Raw genomic sequence first — 18,020 nt, 5'->3', positions numbered from 1 at the left:
CGGCGGTGGGGGGTGCTCGGGACTACGCTCCTGACTCATGAGCGACCAGCACCTCAACCAGAGTTTCGAGACCCGCGCGATCCACGCGGGCAACACCGCCGACCCGCTGACCGGCGCGGTCGTCCCGCCCATCTACCAGGTGTCCACCTACAAGCAGGACGGCGTGGGCGGGCTGCGCGGCGGTTACGAGTACAGCCGCAGCGCCAACCCCACGCGTACGGCCCTCGAGGAGAACCTCGCGGCCCTGGAGGGCGGGCGGCGCGGCCTGGCCTTCGCCTCCGGCCTCGCCGCCGAGGACTGCCTGCTGCGGGCGCTGCTGGCCCCCGGCGACCACGTGGTCATCCCGAACGACGCCTACGGCGGCACGTTCCGGCTCTTCGCCAAGGTCGTCCAGCGCTGGGGCGTGGACTTCTCGGTCGCCGACACCTCCGACCTCGCCTCGGTGCGCGGTGCGGTCAACGACCGTACGAAGGTGATCTGGGTCGAGACCCCGTCGAACCCGCTGCTCGGGATCACCGACATCGCGGCGGTCGCGGACGTGGCGCGGACGGCCGGCGCGAAGCTGGTCGTCGACAACACCTTCGCCAGCCCCTACCTCCAGCAGCCGCTGGCCCTCGGCGCGGACGTCGTCGTGCACTCGCTGACCAAGTACATGGGCGGGCACTCCGACGTCGTCGGCGGCGCGCTGGTGACGGCCGACGAGACGCTCGGCGAGGAACTGGCGTACCACCAGAACGCGATGGGCGCCGTGGCCGGTCCCTTCGACTCGTGGATCGTGCTGCGCGGCATCAAGACGCTCGCCGTCCGCATGGACCGGCACAGCGAGAACGCGGGCAAGGTCGCCGAGATGCTGACCCAGCACCCGAAGGTCACCCAGGTCCTCTACCCGGGACTGCCGGAGCACCCGGGTCACGAGATCGCCGCCAAGCAGATGCGGGCGTTCGGCGGGATGATCTCCTTCCGTGTGACGGGCGGCGAGGAGGCGGCGGTCGAGGTCTGCAACCGGGCGAAGCTGTTCACGCTCGGCGAGTCCCTGGGCGGTGTCGAGTCGCTGATCGAGCACCCGGGCCGGATGACGCACGCGAGCGTGGCCGGCTCGGCCCTGGAGGTCCCGGCGGACCTGGTCCGGCTCTCCGTGGGCATCGAGAACGCGGACGACCTGCTGGCCGACCTGCGCGAGGCGCTGGGCTAGTCGACGCCGGCCCGGACGGGCGGGCCGGGCGCTCCTCACCGGGGGCGCCCGGCCCCCCTGACAGGCCTCACAGCCCTTCGAGCGGTGGTGTCGTCCCGGCGGGAGGCACCTCCCAGGGCCGTTCCGTCGCCGCCCACACCGCGAAGACGAGGACTGCCACGACAAGCAGGGCCCAGAGTGCCCGGCGCGTCACGCGGTCCCGGTGCAGCAGCCGGTTCCCGCGCTCGGCGGCGCGTGCGGCCAGGTCGCCGGGGACCGGCGGGTGCGGGGTCTCCAGCATCCGCCGGACCTCGTTCTCCCGCTGCTCGTGGCGGGTCATGAGGCGGCCCTCGTGCCCTGCGGGCCTGCGCCCGCGCCTGGACCTGGGCCTGCACCCGGGCCTGGGCCTGCGCCAGGGCCGCGGCGCAGCGCGGAGACGGAGCGGGCGCAGACGGCCCGTACCCGATCCTCCGGCAGGCCGAGCAGGGCCGCGGTCTGTTCCTCGGCCACCCCTTCGTACAGCCGGAGGACCACGACGAGACGTTCCTGCGGGGTGAGCGCGGAGAGCACGCCTCCCTTGCCGCGGTGATGGCGCCAGGCGGTGCGGGCGAAGCGGGTGGCGAGGTCGGCGCGGGTGCGGTCGTACGGATCCTCGCCGCGCAGCCGGTCCCAGTGGGCGTAGGTGTGGGCGAGGGAGGCGGTCAACAGCGCCTGGGCGCGCGGGTTGCGGGTCCGGGTCTCGGCGGTGAGCAGCGTCGCGGCGTGCAGCAGCCGCCCCGCCGCCCCCGCGACGAACGCCTCGAACTGCCGGGTCCGGTGGCGGTGTTCGCCTCCCCGACCGCGGTGCCCGTCCACTCGACCGTCTCGCACGTCCTCATATGAGGACAGGGCGGAGCCGAGGTCAAGAGGTCGGCGCGGACTCGCCCTCGGGGCTGGCGGGAAGGCCCGACTGGCGTGCGGAGAGAGCGGTGTTGAAGCGGGTGAGCAGCGTGCAGAACGACTCGCGCTCCGCCGCCGTCCAGCCCTCCGTGACCTGCGCCATCAGATCGCGGCGCGAGGAGCGGACCTCCTCCAGGCGGGCGAGGCCCCGGGGGGAGAGCTGGAGGACGACCGCGCGCCCGTCCTCCGGGTGCGAGGTGCGCTTGACCAGGCCGGTGTCGACGAGCGGGGCGACCTGGCGGGTGACGGTGGACGAGTCGATGCCCATGCCCGCCGCGAGCGCCTTGACGCCCATCGGCCCTTCCTGGTCGAGCCGGTTCAGCAGCAGGTAGGCGGCACGGTCCATCGAGTTGCGGAGCTGGCCCGTGCCGCCGAGGCGGGTCTGCTCGGCCCGGCGGGCGAAGACGGCCACCTGGTGCTGGAGGGCATCGAGGAGACCGGGGTCATGCTCAGTCGTCATGTCCTGAGATGTGGGCATGGCTGTGGGGGCTCTCTCGTGCGGTGGTCGGTTGGTGGGGGACAGAGTACGCGGACCTGTGGGGGTCCGTACCGGCGCTGCGCAAACCCGATGCGAGGGCTCTCGCCCGGGCCGCCACGAGGCCGTTGAGCTGCGAGACTTGCTGTCATGAGCTTCCGTACGCCGCACCCCTTGCATCCCCTGATCCTCGACGATGTGCGCGGGGCGCAGAAGATGCTCTCCGGGGTGGCCAGAGTGACCGCGATGGAGGGCAGCCGGTATCTGTCCTCGCTGGTGGGGGCGCCGGTGCACCTCAAGTGCGAGAACCTGCAGCGGACCGGTTCGTTCAAGCTGCGCGGGGCGTACGTACGGATCTCCGGGCTGCGATCCGAGCAGCGGGCGGCCGGGGTCGTCGCCGCCTCGGCCGGGAACCACGCGCAGGGGGTCGCGCTGGCCTCGGCGCTGCTCGGGGTGCGGTCGACGGTCTTCATGCCGGTGGGGGCGCCGCTGCCGAAGGTGGCGGCGACCCGGGAGTACGGCGCCGAGGTCCGGCTGCACGGCCATGTCGTGGACGAGACCCTCGCCGCGGCGGAGGAGTACGCGGCGCGGACCGGGGCGGTCTTCATCCACCCCTTCGACCACCCGGACATCATCGCCGGGCAGGGCACGGTCGGTCTGGAGATCCTGGAGCAGTGCCCGGAGGTCCGCACGATCCTGGTGGGGGTCGGCGGTGGCGGTCTGGTGGCCGGCATCGGTCTCGCGGTGAAGTCGGTGCGGCCGGACGTGCGGGTGATCGGCGTCCAGGCGGCGGGCGCGGCGGCCTATCCGCCCTCGCTGGCCGCCGGGCATCCGGTCGCGATCGAGTCGCCGGCGACGATGGCCGACGGGATCAAGGTCGGGCGCCCCGGCGACGTACCGTTCGCGCTCGTCCAGGAGTACGTCGACGACGTCGTCACCGTCTCCGAGGACGCGCTCTCCTCGGCGCTGCTGCTCTGCCTGGAGCGGGCGAAGCTGGTGGTCGAACCGGCCGGGGCGAGCCCGGTGGCGGCGCTGCTCAGCGACCCGGCGGCGTTCCAGGGGCCGGTGGTGGCGGTCCTCTCCGGCGGGAACGTGGACCCGCTGCTGATGCAGCGGATCCTGCGGCACGGCATGGCCGCCGGCGGGCGGTATCTGAGCCTCCGGCTGCGGGTCACGGACCGGCCGGGCGCGCTGGCGACGCTGCTCGCGGTGCTCACGGTGGTCGACGCGAACGTGCTGGACGTGAGCCATGTACGGACCGATCCGCGGCTGGGGCTGACCGAGGCGGAGGTCGAGCTGCATCTGGAGACGAAGGGGCCGGAGCACTGCGCGGAGGTCCGGACGGCGCTGCGGGACGCGGGCTACGTGGTGCTCGACTGAGCCCGTCCGAGGCGCACCTCTTGTGTATCGCGATGTATCGCGTTACGGTGTGGCTCCGGTCACTAATTCAGTGGGCGTGGCCCTACCTCCCCACCTAGGCTGGGCCGGTAATCGCCCGAATCCGCTGGGAGAACCCAATGCCAGGCGCGATCTACGCCGAAGGTCTGGTGAAGACCTTCGGCGACGTACGAGCTCTGGACGGCGTGGACCTCGACGTACCCGAGGGCACGGTCCTGGGCCTGCTCGGCCCGAACGGCGCGGGGAAGACGACCACCGTGCGCGTGCTGACGACGCTGCTCCAGCCGGACAGCGGAAAGGCCTTCGTCGCCGGAATCGACGTCCTCAAGCACCCCAACGAAGTCCGCCGCTCGATCGGTCTCTCCGGCCAATTCGCGGCCGTCGACGAGTATCTGACCGGCCGCGAGAACCTCCAGATGGTCGGCCGGCTCTATCAGATGAACGCCAAGGCGGCGAAGGCCAGGGCGGGCGAGCTGCTCGACCGGTTCAACCTCGCCGACGCGGCCGACCGCCCCGCCAAGACGTACTCCGGCGGCATGCGCCGCCGCCTCGACCTCGCCGCCGCGCTGGTCGTCTCCCCGCCGGTGATGTTCATGGACGAGCCCACGACCGGACTCGACCCGCGCAACCGGCAGCAGCTCTGGGAGGTCATCCAGGAACTCGTCGCGGGCGGCACGACCCTGCTCCTGACCACGCAGTACCTCGAAGAGGCAGACCACCTGGCCCACGACATCTGCGTCGTCGACCACGGCAAGGTCATCGCCCGGGGCACGTCCGACCAGCTCAAGGCCCAGACCGGCGGCGAGCGCGTCGAGGTCGTCGTCCACGAACCGGAGATGATCGCGCCGGCCCGCGACGTCCTCTCGCGCTACGGCCTGGCGGGCATCGGCCACGGCGAGGTCTCCGTCGAGCACCACACCCGCAAGCTGACCGTCCCGGTCGCCGGCGGCGCCAAGCTCCTCGCCGAGGTGATCCGCGACCTCGACACCGTCGGCGTCGAGATAGACGACATCGGCCTGCGCCGGCCCACCCTCGACGACGTCTTCATCTCGCTGACCGGCCACGCGGCCGAGCTGGCGGACGAGGAGAACGGCGGGCCCGGGCAGGACACCGAGGGCCGCGGGCCGGCCGCCGGGAAGAAGAGCCGGAAGGAGGCGGCCAAGTGACCGCAGCGACGGATGCCCCCGACCTCAGAGTCCCCAAGCCGCGCGGCGGGATCGCCCAGTCGATCAGCGACTCGCTGGTCGTCGCCCAGCGCAATCTGATCCGGATGACCCGGATCCCCGAGATGATCATCTTCGGGCTGATCCAGCCGATCATGTTCGTCGTGCTGTTCAGCTATGTCTTCGGCGGCTCGATCAGCGTCGGGGGCAGCACCTCGCCCGCCGCCTACCGCGAGTTCCTGATGGCGGGCATCTTCGCCCAGACCGTCACCTTCGCCACGGCCGGCGCGGGCGCGGGCATCGCCGACGACATGCACAAGGGCCTCATCGACCGCTTCCGCTCCCTGCCGATGGCCCGTGGCGCGGTTCTGACCGGCCGCACCCTGGCCGACCTCGTCCAGACCGCCCTCACGGTCGTCGTCCTCGCCATCGTCGCCCTCCTGGTGGGCTGGCGCACGCACGAGAACATGGGCAAGGTCCTGGCCGGCTTCGCCCTCCTGCTGCTGCTCGGCTATGCCTTCTCGTGGATCGGCGCCCTGATCGGTCTCTCGGTGCGGACCCCGGAGGCGGCCACCTCCGGCGGCCTGATCTGGCTCTTCCCGCTGACGTTCATCTCGAACGCGTTCGTGCCGTCGGACAACATGCCGACCTTCCTCCGGCACATCGCGGAGTGGAACCCCTTCAGCGCCACGGTCCAGGCGGCCCGCGAACTCTTCGGCAACCTCCCACCGGGCTACCGCGCACCGGACGCCTGGCCGATGCAGCACCCGGTGTGGGCCTCGATCATCTGGTCGGTGCTGATCATCGTGGTGTTCCGGACGCTGGCGGTACGGAAGTACCGCTCGGCGACGGCGTGAGTCAGGGCAGATCCATCCCCCATGACAGGGCGAAGGGCCGGACCCCGAGGGGTCCGGCCCTTGTCACGAAAAGCAGACGTCAGCCGGTGTACGGCGTGGCGCTGAGGATCTTCACCGTGGCCTTGTTGCCGTTCGGCAGTTCGTACTCGGCGTCCTCGCCGGCCTTCTTGCCGTTGACGCCCACGCCGAGCGGGGACTGCGGCGAGTACGTCTCGATGTCGCTGCTCGCGTACTCGCGCGAGGCGAGCAGGAAGGTCATCGTGTCGTCCTCGTCGCCGTCGAAGGCGATGGTGACGACCATGCCGGGCGCGACGACGCCTTCGTCGGCCGGAGCCTCGCCCACCTTGGCGTGCTCGAGCAGCTGGGTCAGCTGGCGGACCCGGAGCTCCTGCTTGCCCTGCTCCTCCTTGGCCGCGTGGTACCCGCCGTTCTCGCGCAGGTCGCCTTCCTCGCGCGCCGCGGCGATCTTCGCGGCGATCTCGGTTCGCGCGGGACCAGACAGGTACTCCAGCTCGGCCTTGAGCTGGTTGTACGCCTCCTGGGTGAGCCAGGTGACGTTGTCGCTGGTCTGGGTCACAGGTGCTCCTCGTAGGTACTGGGAATACAAAGCATCGCCCTACTCAGAAGGATTGTCCTTCCTGGGTGGGCGAAACCACGAGCCTAACAATTAGTGGCGAAAAGGGGGAGGACATAAACCACCGGGATGGCGTCGCTCCTGGTCAGAGGGCGAATCGGGGCTCGACGCGCCGACCGGCCCCTACCCACGGCTACCTCGCGGTACACCCCACGAGCTCGGCGCTGGTCGCCTTCGCGGTGGTACGGATCGAGTACACGCGGTCGACGCGGCCGGCGGCGGCCTCCAGGCGGACGTCCTTGCGGCCGACCTCGGCACCGTCCTCGGAGCGCGAGCGCAGGGTGCAGACGCCCGAGACGCCGGCGTCCTTGCGGACCTCCAGGTGCACCTGGACCTCGCTGTCGCTCACCACGTCGAACTTGATCAGCTCGGCGCTGATCTTGTTGTCGACGACGTAGTACCAGCCGAACCAGCCCATCAGGCCGAGGAACAGCACGCCGAGCGCGGCGCCGACGATCTTGAGCTTGCGGTCGGCGCGCTCGTCCGCGGAGCGGCCGTAGCGCCCGTCGGGCAGCTGCTCTCGCACCGCGCTCATGATCTTTCCTCTCGCCTCGGGGGGACCCGGAATTTTCCGCCCCCCGGTTCCGTCACTATAGAGACCTCCCTCCGCGACGAATCACCGAGGACCGAGTCTTGACTGAGCAGCTGCGACTGATGGCCGTTCACGCCCACCCCGACGACGAGTCGAGCAAGGGCGCGGCCACGATGGCCAAGTACGTGTCCGAGGGGGTGGATGTCCTTGTGGTCACCTGCACGGGCGGCGAGCGCGGTTCCATCCTCAACCCGAAGCTCCAGGGCGACGCCTACATCGAGGCGAACATCCACGAGGTGCGCCGCAAGGAGATGGACGAGGCACGCGAGATCCTCGGCGTGAAGCAGGAGTGGCTCGGTTTCGTCGACTCCGGCCTGCCCGAGGGCGACCCGCTGCCTCCGCTGCCCGAGGGCTGCTTCGCCCTGGAGGACATCGACAAGGCGGCCGGCGAGCTGGTCCGCAAGATCCGCTCCTTCCGTCCGCAGGTCATCACGACCTACGACGAGAACGGCGGCTATCCGCACCCCGACCACATCATGACCCACAAGATCACGATGGTGGCCTTCGACGGCGCGGCGGACACCGTGAAGTACCCCGAGGCGGAGTTCGGCCCGGCCTTCCAGCCGCAGAAGCTCTACTACAACCAGGGCTTCAACCGTCCCAGGACGCTCGCCCTGCACCAGGCGCTCCTCGACCGGGGCCTGGAGTCGCCGTACGGCGAGTGGCTGGAGCGCTGGAAGGAGTTCCAGCGCGCCGAGCGCACGCTGACGACGTACGTGCCGTGCGCGGAGTTCTTCGAGACCCGCGACAAGGCCCTGATCGCGCATCGCACCCAGATCGATCCGGACGGTGGCTGGTTCCGGGTGCCGATGGAGATCCAGAAGGAGGTCTGGCCGACGGAGGAGTACGAGCTCAGCAAGTCGCTGGTCGATACCTCCCTCCCCGAGAGCGACCTCTTCGCGGGCATCCGCGACAATGCCTGACATGAGCGCACACGTGGCACTGACCCAGCTTGTCCCCCTGGCCGCCGAGCTGGACAAGAACAAGGTGACCCCCGGCGTCCTCGGCTTCGTCGTCTTCGCCGTGATGGCCGTGGCCGTCTGGATGCTGATGAAGTCGATGAACCGCCACATGGGCAAGGTCTCCTTCGAGGAGTCCCCGGACCCGGCGCCGGCGACCGGGGCACCGGCCAAGACGGCCACCCGGGAGTAGCCGACAGCCCGAGGCGCGGGTCCCGCGGACCCGCGCCTGGGCGTTCCCGTACGCCAGTCGGCTCCGTACGCCCGTCAGCCCGGCAGCGTCCCCGCCCGCGATTCACGATCCCGGGCCGAGACCTGGGCCGGGACCGGCGCCTGGGCCGGGACCGGCACCCCCATCACCTCCCGGGCGTGCCGGTTCGGCACCATCCCCAGGTCCCACGCCTGCCAGCCGGCCTCCAGCTGGACCCCCCGCTCCAGGACCAGGGCGTACGCCTCGGCGCAGTCCTCCAGCTTGCCGTCCCGGGCGGGGTGGCGGTCCTCGATCAGCCGCCGCAGCTCCTCCTGGGCCACCGCCGTCCCCACCTCCACCCCGCCCGGCGAGGCGTACGGCAGCAGGGTGCAGCGCAGGAAGAGGGCCCAGTCGGCGCCCCGCCGGTCCTGGTACGAGAGGAACAGCCGGGCCGCCTCCTCGCACAGCTCCAGGGCCTGCCCGGCCTTCGCGTTCCCGCCGTCCACGATCGCCAGCTCCAGACAGGTCCAGGCCTCGCCGTGGGCCACCCCGATGCGGTGGAAGTCCGCCCGGGCGTCGACCAGGAGCTGCCGGGCGAAGCCGGAGTTGCGCAGGTTGCCCGTCTGGGCGGCGCGCTGGTCGCGGGTGACCCGGCCGGAGTGGTGCCGGGCACAGGCGAGCCCGTACACGTCCCGCATCCGCGAGAACATCGTCCGCGCCCGCTCCAGCTCCCGTACCGCCTCGTCCAGATCGCCGCGCTCCTCCAGGGCGTGCCCCAGGTAGTACAGCGTCCAGGCCTCGCCGCGGGCGTCCTCCAGGTCGCGGTGGCGGGCCAGCGCCCCGCGCAGCCCGTCGACCGCGGGCTCGACGTCGCCCTCGACGAGCCGGGCGCGGGCCAGTTGCGTCAGCGCCCAGGCCTCCCCGCGCCCGTCGTGGGTACGCCCGTACAGGTCGAGGGCGAGCCGCAGCTCGGCGCCGGCCCGCTTCGCGTCGCCCATCCGCAGGCACACCTGCCCCCGCTGGAAGTGCGCCCACGCCTCGCCGTGCAGGGACTCGTTCTCCCGGTGCAGTTCCAGGGCCGCGTCCAGCAGGGTCAGCGCCTCCGCGAGCCGCGCCCGGTCCCGCTCGACCGCCGCGAGGGCGTGCAGCGTCCAGCCCCGGTCGGCGGCGAGCGACTCCGGCTGCTGCAGGGCGAGGGCCTCCCGGAGCTTCGCCGAGGCCTCCGGCAGATTGCCCTGGTGGTGCAGGGTGATCCCGAGCGAACAGAGTGCGAGCGCGGCCCCCGCGTCCTGGTGGGCCTCCTGATAGAGGGAGACCACGGACGTCAGCGTGGTCCGCGCCTTGTCCAACTCGCCGAGCTGGCGGGCCGCGATACCCGTCCGCCACTGCACCGAGCGGGAGAGGAGCCCCTGCCCGACGGCGTCGGTGAGCTCGTTGATCTCGCCGAGCCGGTAGAGGTCGCCGCGCAGCAGGCAGTAGTCGCAGAGCGCGCCGAGGAGGTTCAGTACGGTCTGCTGGTCCACGCCCTCGGCGTGCCGCAGCGCCGCCGTGATGAAGCTCGACTCGTCGTCCAGCCAGCGCAGGGCCGCGTCCAGCGAGCCGAAGCCGTGCCCGCCGAAGCGGTCGGCGCGCGTGGACATCTTCCCGTCGACCATCCGGATCACCGCGTCCGCGAGCTCCGCGTAGTTCTGGATCAGCCGCTCCTGCGCGGCCGCGATCTCCGCCGCGTCCTCCTCCTCGTGGAGCCGGGCCGCCGCGAACCCGCGTACGGAGTCGTGCAGCCGGTAGCGCTCGCTGCCCACCCCGCCGCGGACATGGTCCAGGAGACCGGCCCGGGCGAGCTCCCGCAGCAGCCGGGCCCCGTCCTGCCCGCCACCGAGCAGCGCCCCGGCCGCCGCCGCACCGAGCGAGGCCCGCCCGGCGAGCGCGAGCCGCCGCAGCAGCCGCCGCCCGTCCTCGTCCAGATCCGTGAAATACCGTACGGAAAGGGCCCGGTCGAGCGCGTCGACGCCCTGGCCCGCACGGTCGAGGAGCCGCGCCAGCTCGCTCATCGAGCGGCGGTCCAGCGAGGAACCGGCGACCCGCAGCGCCAGCGGAAGCCCGCCGCACAGCTCCCTGACCCGGTCGAAGGCCTCGGCGTCGTACGGGCCCGGGTCGCGCGCCTCGGCCGCCTCCCGCAGCAGCTCCTCCGCGCCCGCCGCGTCCAGCGCCTCCACCGGCAGCAGATGCACGGAGGCCGGCACATCCGTCCCGAGGTCCAGCGGCTTGCGGCAGGTGACCAGGACCAGGCTCTCCGAACGCTCCGGCAGCAGGGTGCGAACCTGCTCCGCGTCCACGGCGTCGTCCAGAATCACCGTCACCGGCAACCCGGTCAGGTGCTGGTGGTACAGCTCAGCAAGCCTGCGGACCTGCTGCTCCGGGGAGGACCGCTCACGGAAGAGGAGCTGCTCGCGCGGTGCGCCAAGCCGGTTCAGCAGGTGCAGCAGCGCCTCCCGGGTCGACAGCGGTTTCTCGCCCCGCGTGCCGCCACCCCGCAGGTCCACCACGCACGCCCCGCGGAACTGGTCCTTCAGGGCGTGCGCCGCCCGCACGGCGAGCGTCGTGCGCCCCGCGCCGCGGTTGCCGTGCAGCATCACCACCGTCGGCCGGGTCGTCGTCGACGCCCGCCCCGCCTGCACCCACTGGGTGATCTGCGCCAGCTCCGCGCGCCGCCCCGCGAACGGCCCTCCCGGGTCCGGCAGATGGCCGAAGGACTGCTCGAGCACGGTCCGCCGGCGCGCCGCCGCGCTGCGGTCCGCGCCGCGCAGCTGGGCGACGGCCTTCTGCGGCGGCTTCTGGGCGGCCAGCAGAAGCCGCTGCTGGTCGAGGAAGGGCCGCACACCCCGTACTTCGAGGGCCGTGAGCCACTGCAGCCGCAGCTGCTCCGGCCCGCCCGGCCGGCCGAGCGCGCCCGCCCTGCGGCGCGCGGCCGGCCAGTGCGACGCGGTCACCTTCAGCACGGTCGCCGCCGCGCCCGCCACCGCCACCACGGCCCCGGCGCCGAGCGCCGTCCCGGTGGCCGTGCCCAGGGCCAGATCCGCCCCGAAGGCCGCGGCCGCCGCAACGGCCGTGACCAGCGCGGGAGTTCCCACCGCGTCCCCGCTGAACCGGTCGGCCAGTGACCGCTGTCCCGCCTCCGCCTCCTCCAGAGCGCGCAGATACTCCGCGTACTCCTCGCCCGCTGCCGCCGCCATGGTGTCCAGCGCGGCCCGGCCGCGTGCCAGCAGCGCCGTGGAGTCGAGGCGGCCCCCGGAGCGCCGCACCTCCTCATCGACGGCGCGCGCCAACAGCCGTTCGGCTTCGGCCCGGTGGCTGTCCCGCATGTGCGTCCCCCTCCGAGAGCTTCCGCTTCCGGGAACAAGTGTCCTGCGTGAGGCGCGCCGGCGCGAGGGAGCGGAGCGGTCGACCGTTGTCCCGCCCGGCCCCGCGGGCGATCGAGCCGTCCCGAACGTGTGCCCTTCGAGATCACGTCCGATGGCGTTCATCTGCTGAATAGCGCATCCGGGTGATCAGCCGGAACCAATCCAATTTCCGGCAGTTGATCAGCATGCTTCGGTAACGGAGCATTCCAGGGCCCTCCAGCTCAAGAAGGAAATCTCGTGATCAAGAAGGTTCTTGCCACCGCGGCAGTTGCGGCCTCCGTCGTCGGTATGTCCGCTGCCACGGCGTCCGCGGCGGCCGACGACGGCGCCAACAGCACCAACGTCATCGGCAACCAGTCGAAGCAGGCGATCGGTAGCAACTCCACCGGTGGCTACATGAGCCCCAACTTCGGCCTTGTCAACGGTGGTGTCCTGCACTGCTTCGACGTCCAGGACATCACCGCCCAGGTTCCGATCATCAACATCGTTGCCGTCAACGTGGATGACGTCCTGAGCCCGAAGCAGAACATGACCTGCACGCAGAACTCGGTTGAGCAGCAGCAGAACAACCCGCTGTCCGACCTCATCGAGGTTCTGGCCGACAACGGCAACACCGACGTCAGCTGACGTCAGCTTCGCCGCTGACCGGCCCCGCCCCTCGCAGATCCGCTGCGAGCGGCGGGGCCGCTCGCTGTGGCGCCGCCCCGTCCACACGCCACTCCCTCGGCGTACGGGCGGGGCTCCGGCGTGTGCGCGAGGATGGGGGTATGCCGAACAGACTGGCCCATGAGACCTCCCCCTACCTCCTCCAGCACGCCGACAACCCGGTCCACTGGTGGCCATGGTCCGCCGAGGCGTTCGAGGAGGCGCGCCGCCGAGACGTGCCCGTGCTGCTCAGCGTCGGCTACAGCAGCTGCCACTGGTGCCATGTGATGGCCCACGAGTCCTTCGAGGACGAGGCCACCGCCGCGTACGTCAACGAGCACTTCGTCGCCGTCAAGGTCGACCGCGAGGAGCGCCCCGACGTCGACGCCGTCTACATGGAGGCCGTGCAGGCGGCGACCGGCCAGGGCGGCTGGCCCATGACCGTCTTCCTCACCGCGGACGCCGAGCCCTTCTACTTCGGCACCTACTTCCCGCCGGAGCCCCGGCACGGCATGCCCTCCTTCCTCGACGTCCTGGAGGGCGTCTCCCGCGCCTGGACCGAGCGGCGCGCCGAGGTCGGCGAGGTCGCCGGGAAGATCGTCAAGGACCTCTCGGCCCGCTCCCTCGCCTTCGGCGGCGACGGCGTCCCCGGCGAGGAGGAGCTGGCGCAGGCGCTCCTCGGCCTCACCAGGGAGTACGACGCGCCCCGCGGCGGTTTCGGCGGCGCGCCCAAGTTCCCGCCGTCGATGGCGCTGGAGTTCCTGCTGCGCCACCACGCCCGTACGGGGGCCGAGGGCGCGCTGCAGATGGCCGCCGACACTTGCGAGGCGATGGCCCGCGGCGGGATCTACGACCAGCTCGGCGGCGGCTTCGCCCGCTACTCGGTCGACCGCGACTGGGTCGTCCCTCACTTCGAGAAGATGCTGGACGACAACGCCCTGCTGTGCCGGACCTACGCGCACCTGTGGCGGGCCACCGGCAGCGACCTGGCCCGGCGGGTCGCCCTGGAGACCGCCGACTTCATGGTCCGCGAGCTGCGCACGGCGGAGGGTGGTCTCGCGTCCGCCCTGGACGCCGACTCGGACGACGGGACGGGCAGGCACGTCGAGGGGGCGTACTACGTCTGGACGCCCGAGCAGCTCACCGAGGCACTCGGCGAGGAGGACGCCCGGTTCGCCGCCCAGTACTTCGGGGTGACCGAGGAGGGCACCTTCGAGGAGGGCGCCTCCGTGCTGCGGCTGCCCCAGGACGCCGGGGTGGCGGAGGCCGGCCGGCTCGCCTCGGTCAAGGAGCGGCTGCTCGCCGCCCGCGCCCGGCGCGAACGCCCCGGCCGCGACGACAAGATCGTCGCCGCGTGGAACGGTCTCGCCATCGCCGCCCTCGCCGAGACCGGTGCCTACTTCGACCGGCCCGACCTGGTCGAGCGGGCGACCGAGGCCGCCGATCTGCTCGTCCGGGTCCACTTCGACACGTCCGCGGGCGCCCGCCTGGCCCGTACCTCCAAGGACGGCCGGGCCGGAGCCAACGCCGGCGTCCTGGAGGACTACGCGGACGTCGCCGAGGGGTTCCTGGCGCTCGCCGGCGTCACCGGGGAGGGGGTCTGGCTGGAGTTCGCCGGGTTCCTCCTCGACATCGTCCTGGACCAGTTCGTCGCCGAGGGCGGGGCGCTGTACGACACGGCGCACGACGCGGAGACGCTGATCCGCCGCCCCCAGGACCCCACCGACAACGCCGCCCCCTCCGGCTGGACGGCGGCCGCCGGCGCCCTGCTCTCGTACGCCGCGCACACCGGCTCCGACGCCCACCGCGCCGCCGCCGAGGGCGCGCTCGGCGTGGTGAAGGCGCTCGGCCCGCGCGCCCCCCGGTTCATCGGCTGGGGACTGGCCACCGCCGAGGCCCTGCTCGACGGGCCCCGGGAGATCGCGGTCGTCGGAGCGCCGGACGACGAACGCGCGGCCGAACTGCGCCGGGCCGCCCTGCTGGGCACCGCGCCCGGCGCGGTCCTCGCCTTCGGCACCCCCGACAGTGACGAGTTCCCGCTGCTCAGGGACCGGCCCCTGGTCGACGGCCGGCCCGCCGCGTACGTCTGCCGTCACTTCACCTGCGACGCGCCGACGACCGACCCGGCCGAGCTGACCCGCGCCCTGTCCCGCTGACGGGCGCGCGCCCCGCCCGTACGCCTATCCGCAGAGCAGCGAGGAACCGGGAGCCGGCCGGTACTCGGCCTGCGGGATCTCGCTCACGGGATCGGCGTCGGGCGGCGGCAGCGGCTGGTCGGCGCGCAGCCGCTCGAACACCTCCTCCGCCTTGACCGTGTCCCAGCGGACCGAGGAGCCGGCACCCGGGACGGTCGCGAAGTCGCGCACGGGCACCGTCGCGAACTCGGTACGGGCGGGGGTGAGCTTCCGCAGGCGCGCGGCCAGGACCACCAGCTCGGTGGTGGACAGGCCGCGCTCCACCGTCTCCCTCCCGCGCAGCGTCGCCGCGAACACCGTCAGCTTCACCGGGTCCTGGAGCAGTTCGGCGCGCACCTTCTCGAAGGTGTTCACGACGAACTTCTGCTGCTTCCGGATCCGCCCGAAGTCCATCTGCCCGTCGGCGCGCCGCGAGCGGACGTACTGCAGCGCCTCGCCTCCCTCGACGTACGTCGTCCCCGGAGCGAGATCGATTCCGGTGAACGGGTCCTTGAGCGGCTCCTTCGTGCAGATGGGCACGCCGCCGTCGATCTGGTTCACGCTGTCCATGAACCGGCGGAAGTCGACCTCGAGGTAGCGGTGCACGGTGGTCTTCGTCATCGCCTCCACCCTGTCGATCGTGTAGGAGGGGCCGCCCTCCGTCCAGGCGCCGTTGATCTTCGCCGCGTGGGTGGGGTGCACGGCGCCGGTCCGCCGGTCCTGGTGGCCGGCCGGGAACTCGGTGAGCGAGTCGCGGGGCAGAGCCACCACGCTGACCCGGTCGTTGCCGGCCGAGACGTGCACCAGCATCACGACGTCGGTGCAGTCGCACTCCTTGCCGCCGAGCCGGTACGCCTTCTTCTCGGCGTCGGTCACGCCCCTGCGGGTGTCGAGACCGACCACGAGGATGTTGAGGCCGCCCTGGGGGGACGGCAGGGAGGAGGGGACGGCGGCGAGCGCCCCCGGGCCGAGGGCGACGAGCGCCGTGGCGAGGAGAAGGAGTCGCCCGGGACGCGGGAATTTCCTGACGGACACGGGTACGTAACCACCGATCGATAGGGAGCGGGGGAATGACCGACCGTAGAGCGGCGCACGTCGCACACAGGTACGCGACGCGGTGACGACCGGTCCAATCACTCTCCTGCGGGCGCCGTGTCATGATGCGGTGACCGCAGTGGATGGGAGGGAAGAGATGGCGCCCGATCCCGGTAAATGGGAGCGGTTGGCCTTCATTCCGAAGAGCCGTCAGGTGGCGGACCCGCCACCTGTCGACCGGGGACCGTTCCCCGTTTATTCCTCGCTGGTGCAGCAGTGGGCCCTGGCGGGCCGCACGGTTCCGGGAGTCCCCGACCGGGAGTGGGAACGGCTGACCACCATGGAGATCTGGCCCCGCTGATCAGCGCGTGTGCGGCGTCCGGCGGTATCCGTGGGCGCGATGGAGTGAATAGAGCGGGTCGTATGATCGGCCGCTTTCCATTTCGTGGCATGGTCGCCGTGGTGTGTGCGGTGGAGGTCGGGTACGTCACTTCCATGTGCCCGCGTTTCGCGAAATCCGTGATATCCGTCCGCCGCGGAAAGGACTCAGTCGAAATGAAGTGCAAGAAGGCTGCGGTTGTGGTCGCCGGTCTGTTCCTGGCCCTGGGCGCGGCCTCCCCCGCGATGGCGGAGGGCGAGGGTGCCACCGCGAACGGTGCGGCGATCGGTTCGTCGGGCCTCGTCTCCGGCAACGTCATCCAGGTGCCGATCCACGGGGCGGTCAACGCGTGCGGCAACAGCCTGAACCTCATCGGTCTGCTCAACCCGGCCTCAGGCAACGCCTGCGTCAACACCTGACGCGGCCGCGCCCCGTAGCGGGCGCACACTGACGGGCCGGTCCCGTGAGACGTCCAAGGCGTCTTACGGGACCGGCCTTTTCTCATGCCCGGAACACGGACGACGGTATCCCGGGCCCCCAACCGGGCGATGAAATCCCCCAATGGACTATGAATCAGATCTCCGCCGCGCTCACGGTCGGCTTATTAGGAATACTTTCGGAGTATCAGACTGACGCATCGTCAACTGGCGCGAAAGCGTGAAGGAGTGGTGGCCATGGCCGACCGAAGGCGGAAAACATCGAGGGTGTGGCTGGGGGTGTTCACCGCAGGCCTCCTTGCCTCAGGTTCGGTCGTGCTGTCCTCTCCGGCTCACGCCACCGAATCCACGACGACCCGGGACCCCCGACCGGCTCTCTCCTCCGCAATGGGCGCGTTCCTCGAATCGGGGCCCGTCGGCGTCAGCCGGATCGGCCAGCTGGAGCGGTGGCTCGGCGGGCGGGAGCTCCGGGTCGGCCACACGTACCTCCCCGGTGACCTGTGGTCGAACATCGAGGGCCCCCCGGGCTTCCTGGACGCCTGGGCGGACTGGCGCAACGAGCAGAAGGACCGGCTGTTCGTCCTGAACGTGCCGATGCTGGAGCGGAACGAGGCCGGGGTCTCCGACCAGGAGGTCCGCCGACTGCTGCAGCTCGGCGCGGCGGGGTACTACGACCACCACTTCCGTACGCTCGCCGAACGCCTGGTCGACCTGGACGCGAACGACACCGTCATCGTCCTCGGCTGGGAGATGAACGGCACGACGTACACCCACCGGTGCGCGCCGGACCCCGCGGCGTGGAAGAAGTACTGGAACCGGATCGTCACGACGATGCGGTCCGTCCCGGGTCAGAAGTTCCGTTTCGACTTCAATCCGAGCCGGGGCACGGACGCCATTCCGTGGACGGAATGCTATCCGGGTGACGACGTGGTCGACATCATCGGCATGGATTCCTACGACCAGCCGCCGGGCTCCAGTTTCGACCAGCACGTCAACGAGCCGTACGGGCTGCAGAAGCAGGTCGATTTCGCCGCCGAGCACGGCAAGGAGATCTCGTATCCGGAATGGGGGCTCTTCCGGAACGGAGACAACGCCGAGTACATGCGGCGGATGCTCGCCTGGATGGACGAGCACAAGCCGCTGTACCACACGATCACCGACTACTGCCCGCACGGCGTCTGGCAGTGCGAGAACAACCCGCAGTCCTCGCAGGTGTTCCGGCAGATGCTGTACGGGGCGGAGCCCGAGGTCCCCGAGGTACCGGAGGTCCCCGAGGTGCCCGAGGTGCCTGAGGTCCCTGAGGTCCCGGAGGTACCTGAGGTGCCCGAGGTGCCCGAGGTGCCCGAGGTGCCGGAGGTCCCGACGAAGCCCGAGCCGAAGCCGGTGCCCGAGGTCCCGACGAAGCCCGAGCCGAAGCCGGTGCCCGAGCCCAAGCCGGAGCCGAAGCCTGAGCCCAAGCCCGAGGTCCCGCCGAAGCCCGAGCCCAAGCCGGAGCCGAAGCCTGAGCCCAAGCCCGAGGTCCCGCCGAAGCCCGAGCCCAAGCCGGAGCCGAAGCCTGAGCCCAAGCCCGA

At 71.5% G+C, this 18,020-nt stretch carries 18 protein-coding genes; 11 read left to right on the top strand and 7 right to left on the bottom strand.

The features are described from left to right. Window positions 1-37 precede the first annotated feature (37 nt). Entirely contained in the window at window positions 38-1,192 is a 1,155-nt protein-coding gene (locus ACF06X_RS15700) for a cystathionine gamma-synthase (protein WP_392287840.1), read from the top strand. 67 nt (window positions 1,193-1,259) lie between these two features. Here ACF06X_RS15700 and ACF06X_RS15695 read toward each other — a convergent pair whose 3' ends face one another. The 3 genes from ACF06X_RS15695 to ACF06X_RS15685 are packed head-to-tail and all read right to left on the bottom strand — an operon-like array spanning window position 1,260 to window position 2,588. Then, window positions 1,260-1,511, bottom strand: coding sequence for a hypothetical protein (locus ACF06X_RS15695; RefSeq protein ID WP_392287839.1), 252 nt, complete (start codon window positions 1,509-1,511; stop codon window positions 1,260-1,262). Beyond that, on the bottom strand, window positions 1,508-2,041 hold the full coding sequence (locus ACF06X_RS15690) for a sigma factor-like helix-turn-helix DNA-binding protein (protein WP_392287838.1): 534 nt from the start codon (window positions 2,039-2,041) through the stop codon (window positions 1,508-1,510). Before ACF06X_RS15690 ends, ACF06X_RS15695 begins: the two co-directional genes overlap by 4 nt. Window positions 2,042-2,072: 31 nt before the next feature. Continuing rightward, on the bottom strand, window positions 2,073-2,588 hold the full coding sequence (locus ACF06X_RS15685; RefSeq protein WP_392287837.1) for a MarR family winged helix-turn-helix transcriptional regulator: 516 nt from the start codon (window positions 2,586-2,588) through the stop codon (window positions 2,073-2,075). A gap of 147 nt (window positions 2,589-2,735) precedes the next feature. On the opposite strand from ACF06X_RS15685, the gene ilvA reads away from it, so the two are divergent. The 3 genes from ilvA to ACF06X_RS15670 all read left to right on the top strand — a co-directional run bounded on the left by ilvA (window position 2,736) and on the right by ACF06X_RS15670 (window position 6,003). Then, entirely contained in the window at window positions 2,736-3,965 is a 1,230-nt protein-coding gene (gene ilvA / locus ACF06X_RS15680; protein WP_392287836.1) for a threonine ammonia-lyase, read from the top strand. Between the two features lie 137 nt (window positions 3,966-4,102). After that, the gene (locus tag ACF06X_RS15675) at window positions 4,103-5,149 is read left to right on the top strand and encodes an ATP-binding cassette domain-containing protein (protein ID WP_392287835.1); all 1,047 of its coding nucleotides are present in this window, start codon (window positions 4,103-4,105) and stop codon (window positions 5,147-5,149) included. Further along, the gene (locus ACF06X_RS15670; RefSeq protein ID WP_392287834.1) at window positions 5,146-6,003 is read left to right on the top strand and encodes an ABC transporter permease; all 858 of its coding nucleotides are present in this window, start codon (window positions 5,146-5,148) and stop codon (window positions 6,001-6,003) included. Before ACF06X_RS15675 ends, ACF06X_RS15670 begins: the two co-directional genes overlap by 4 nt. 79 nt (window positions 6,004-6,082) lie before the next feature. Here ACF06X_RS15670 and greA read toward each other — a convergent pair whose 3' ends face one another. Together greA and ACF06X_RS15660 are read right to left on the bottom strand one after the other, a co-directional pair. Beyond that, the gene (greA, locus tag ACF06X_RS15665) at window positions 6,083-6,580 is read right to left on the bottom strand and encodes a transcription elongation factor GreA (RefSeq protein WP_392287833.1); all 498 of its coding nucleotides are present in this window, start codon (window positions 6,578-6,580) and stop codon (window positions 6,083-6,085) included. A 190-nt stretch (window positions 6,581-6,770) separates the two neighbouring features. Continuing rightward, complete coding sequence (locus ACF06X_RS15660; RefSeq protein WP_392287832.1) at window positions 6,771-7,172, bottom strand: DUF4307 domain-containing protein; 402 nt, start codon at window positions 7,170-7,172, stop codon at window positions 6,771-6,773. A gap of 98 nt (window positions 7,173-7,270) precedes the next feature. On the opposite strand from ACF06X_RS15660, the gene mca reads away from it, so the two are divergent. Together mca and ACF06X_RS15650 are read left to right on the top strand one after the other, a co-directional pair. Then, on the top strand, window positions 7,271-8,152 hold the full coding sequence (mca, locus tag ACF06X_RS15655) for a mycothiol conjugate amidase Mca (protein WP_392287831.1): 882 nt from the start codon (window positions 7,271-7,273) through the stop codon (window positions 8,150-8,152). Further along, complete coding sequence (locus tag ACF06X_RS15650; RefSeq protein ID WP_392287830.1) at window positions 8,145-8,381, top strand: hypothetical protein; 237 nt, start codon at window positions 8,145-8,147, stop codon at window positions 8,379-8,381. The genes mca and ACF06X_RS15650 overlap by 8 nt, the downstream gene beginning before the upstream one ends. Window positions 8,382-8,455: 74 nt before the next feature. On the opposite strand, the gene ACF06X_RS15645 is transcribed toward ACF06X_RS15650, so the two are convergent. After that, entirely contained in the window at window positions 8,456-11,740 is a 3,285-nt protein-coding gene (locus ACF06X_RS15645) for a tetratricopeptide repeat protein (protein ID WP_392287829.1), read from the bottom strand. A 276-nt stretch (window positions 11,741-12,016) separates the two neighbouring features. Here ACF06X_RS15645 and ACF06X_RS15640 point away from each other — a divergent pair, with 276 nt between their 5' ends. Beyond that, window positions 12,017-12,406 carry a rodlin gene (locus ACF06X_RS15640; RefSeq protein WP_392287828.1) on the top strand — a complete coding sequence of 130 codons (390 nt, stop codon included), beginning with the start codon at window positions 12,017-12,019 and terminating at the stop codon, window positions 12,404-12,406. Window positions 12,407-12,546: 140 nt separating this feature from the next. Then, complete coding sequence (locus ACF06X_RS15635) at window positions 12,547-14,580, top strand: thioredoxin domain-containing protein (protein WP_392287827.1); 2,034 nt, start codon at window positions 12,547-12,549, stop codon at window positions 14,578-14,580. 24 nt (window positions 14,581-14,604) lie between these two features. On the opposite strand, the gene ACF06X_RS15630 is transcribed toward ACF06X_RS15635, so the two are convergent. Continuing rightward, window positions 14,605-15,633 carry an LCP family protein gene (locus tag ACF06X_RS15630; RefSeq protein ID WP_392287826.1) on the bottom strand — a complete coding sequence of 343 codons (1,029 nt, stop codon included), beginning with the start codon at window positions 15,631-15,633 and terminating at the stop codon, window positions 14,605-14,607. Between the two features lie 157 nt (window positions 15,634-15,790). Here ACF06X_RS15630 and ACF06X_RS15625 point away from each other — a divergent pair, with 157 nt between their 5' ends. The 3 genes from ACF06X_RS15625 to ACF06X_RS15615 all read left to right on the top strand — a co-directional run. Continuing rightward, window positions 15,791-15,994, top strand: a complete 204-nt coding sequence (locus ACF06X_RS15625) for a hypothetical protein (protein WP_392287825.1) — start codon at window positions 15,791-15,793, stop codon at window positions 15,992-15,994. 194 nt (window positions 15,995-16,188) lie between these two features. Beyond that, window positions 16,189-16,431 (top strand): chaplin, encoded by a 243-nt coding sequence (locus ACF06X_RS15620; protein WP_392287824.1) that lies wholly within the window; start codon window positions 16,189-16,191, stop codon window positions 16,429-16,431. Window positions 16,432-16,686: 255 nt separating this feature from the next. Then, window positions 16,687-18,020, top strand: a 1,334-nt coding sequence (locus ACF06X_RS15615) for a glycoside hydrolase family 26 protein (RefSeq protein ID WP_392287823.1), incomplete at its 3' end; no start/stop codon positions are given.

The organism is Streptomyces sp. NPDC015346, from assembly GCF_043078785.1.
Taxonomy (GTDB): domain Bacteria; phylum Actinomycetota; class Actinomycetes; order Streptomycetales; family Streptomycetaceae; genus Streptomyces.
The sequence above is the reverse complement of the archived record's forward strand: the minus strand, read 5'-3'. Positions and strand labels throughout refer to the sequence as shown.

What these genes read in the sequence shown, in the direction of transcription:
- ACF06X_RS15700 (WP_392287840.1), top strand. Translation starts at nt 38, where the DNA reads ATGAGCGACCAGCACCTCAACCAGAGTTTCGAGACCCGCGCGATCCAC.
- ACF06X_RS15695 (WP_392287839.1), bottom strand. Translation starts at nt 1,511, where the DNA reads ATGACCCGCCACGAGCAGCGGGAGAACGAGGTCCGGCGGATGCTGGAG.
- ACF06X_RS15685 (WP_392287837.1), bottom strand. Translation starts at nt 2,588, where the DNA reads ATGCCCACATCTCAGGACATGACGACTGAGCATGACCCCGGTCTCCTC.
- ilvA (WP_392287836.1), top strand. Translation starts at nt 2,736, where the DNA reads ATGAGCTTCCGTACGCCGCACCCCTTGCATCCCCTGATCCTCGACGAT.
- ACF06X_RS15675 (WP_392287835.1), top strand. Translation starts at nt 4,103, where the DNA reads ATGCCAGGCGCGATCTACGCCGAAGGTCTGGTGAAGACCTTCGGCGAC.
- ACF06X_RS15660 (WP_392287832.1), bottom strand. Translation starts at nt 7,172, where the DNA reads ATGAGCGCGGTGCGAGAGCAGCTGCCCGACGGGCGCTACGGCCGCTCC.
- ACF06X_RS15650 (WP_392287830.1), top strand. Translation starts at nt 8,145, where the DNA reads ATGCCTGACATGAGCGCACACGTGGCACTGACCCAGCTTGTCCCCCTG.
- ACF06X_RS15645 (WP_392287829.1), bottom strand. Translation starts at nt 11,740, where the DNA reads ATGCGGGACAGCCACCGGGCCGAAGCCGAACGGCTGTTGGCGCGCGCC.
- ACF06X_RS15635 (WP_392287827.1), top strand. Translation starts at nt 12,547, where the DNA reads ATGCCGAACAGACTGGCCCATGAGACCTCCCCCTACCTCCTCCAGCAC.
- ACF06X_RS15625 (WP_392287825.1), top strand. Translation starts at nt 15,791, where the DNA reads ATGGCGCCCGATCCCGGTAAATGGGAGCGGTTGGCCTTCATTCCGAAG.
- ACF06X_RS15620 (WP_392287824.1), top strand. Translation starts at nt 16,189, where the DNA reads ATGAAGTGCAAGAAGGCTGCGGTTGTGGTCGCCGGTCTGTTCCTGGCC.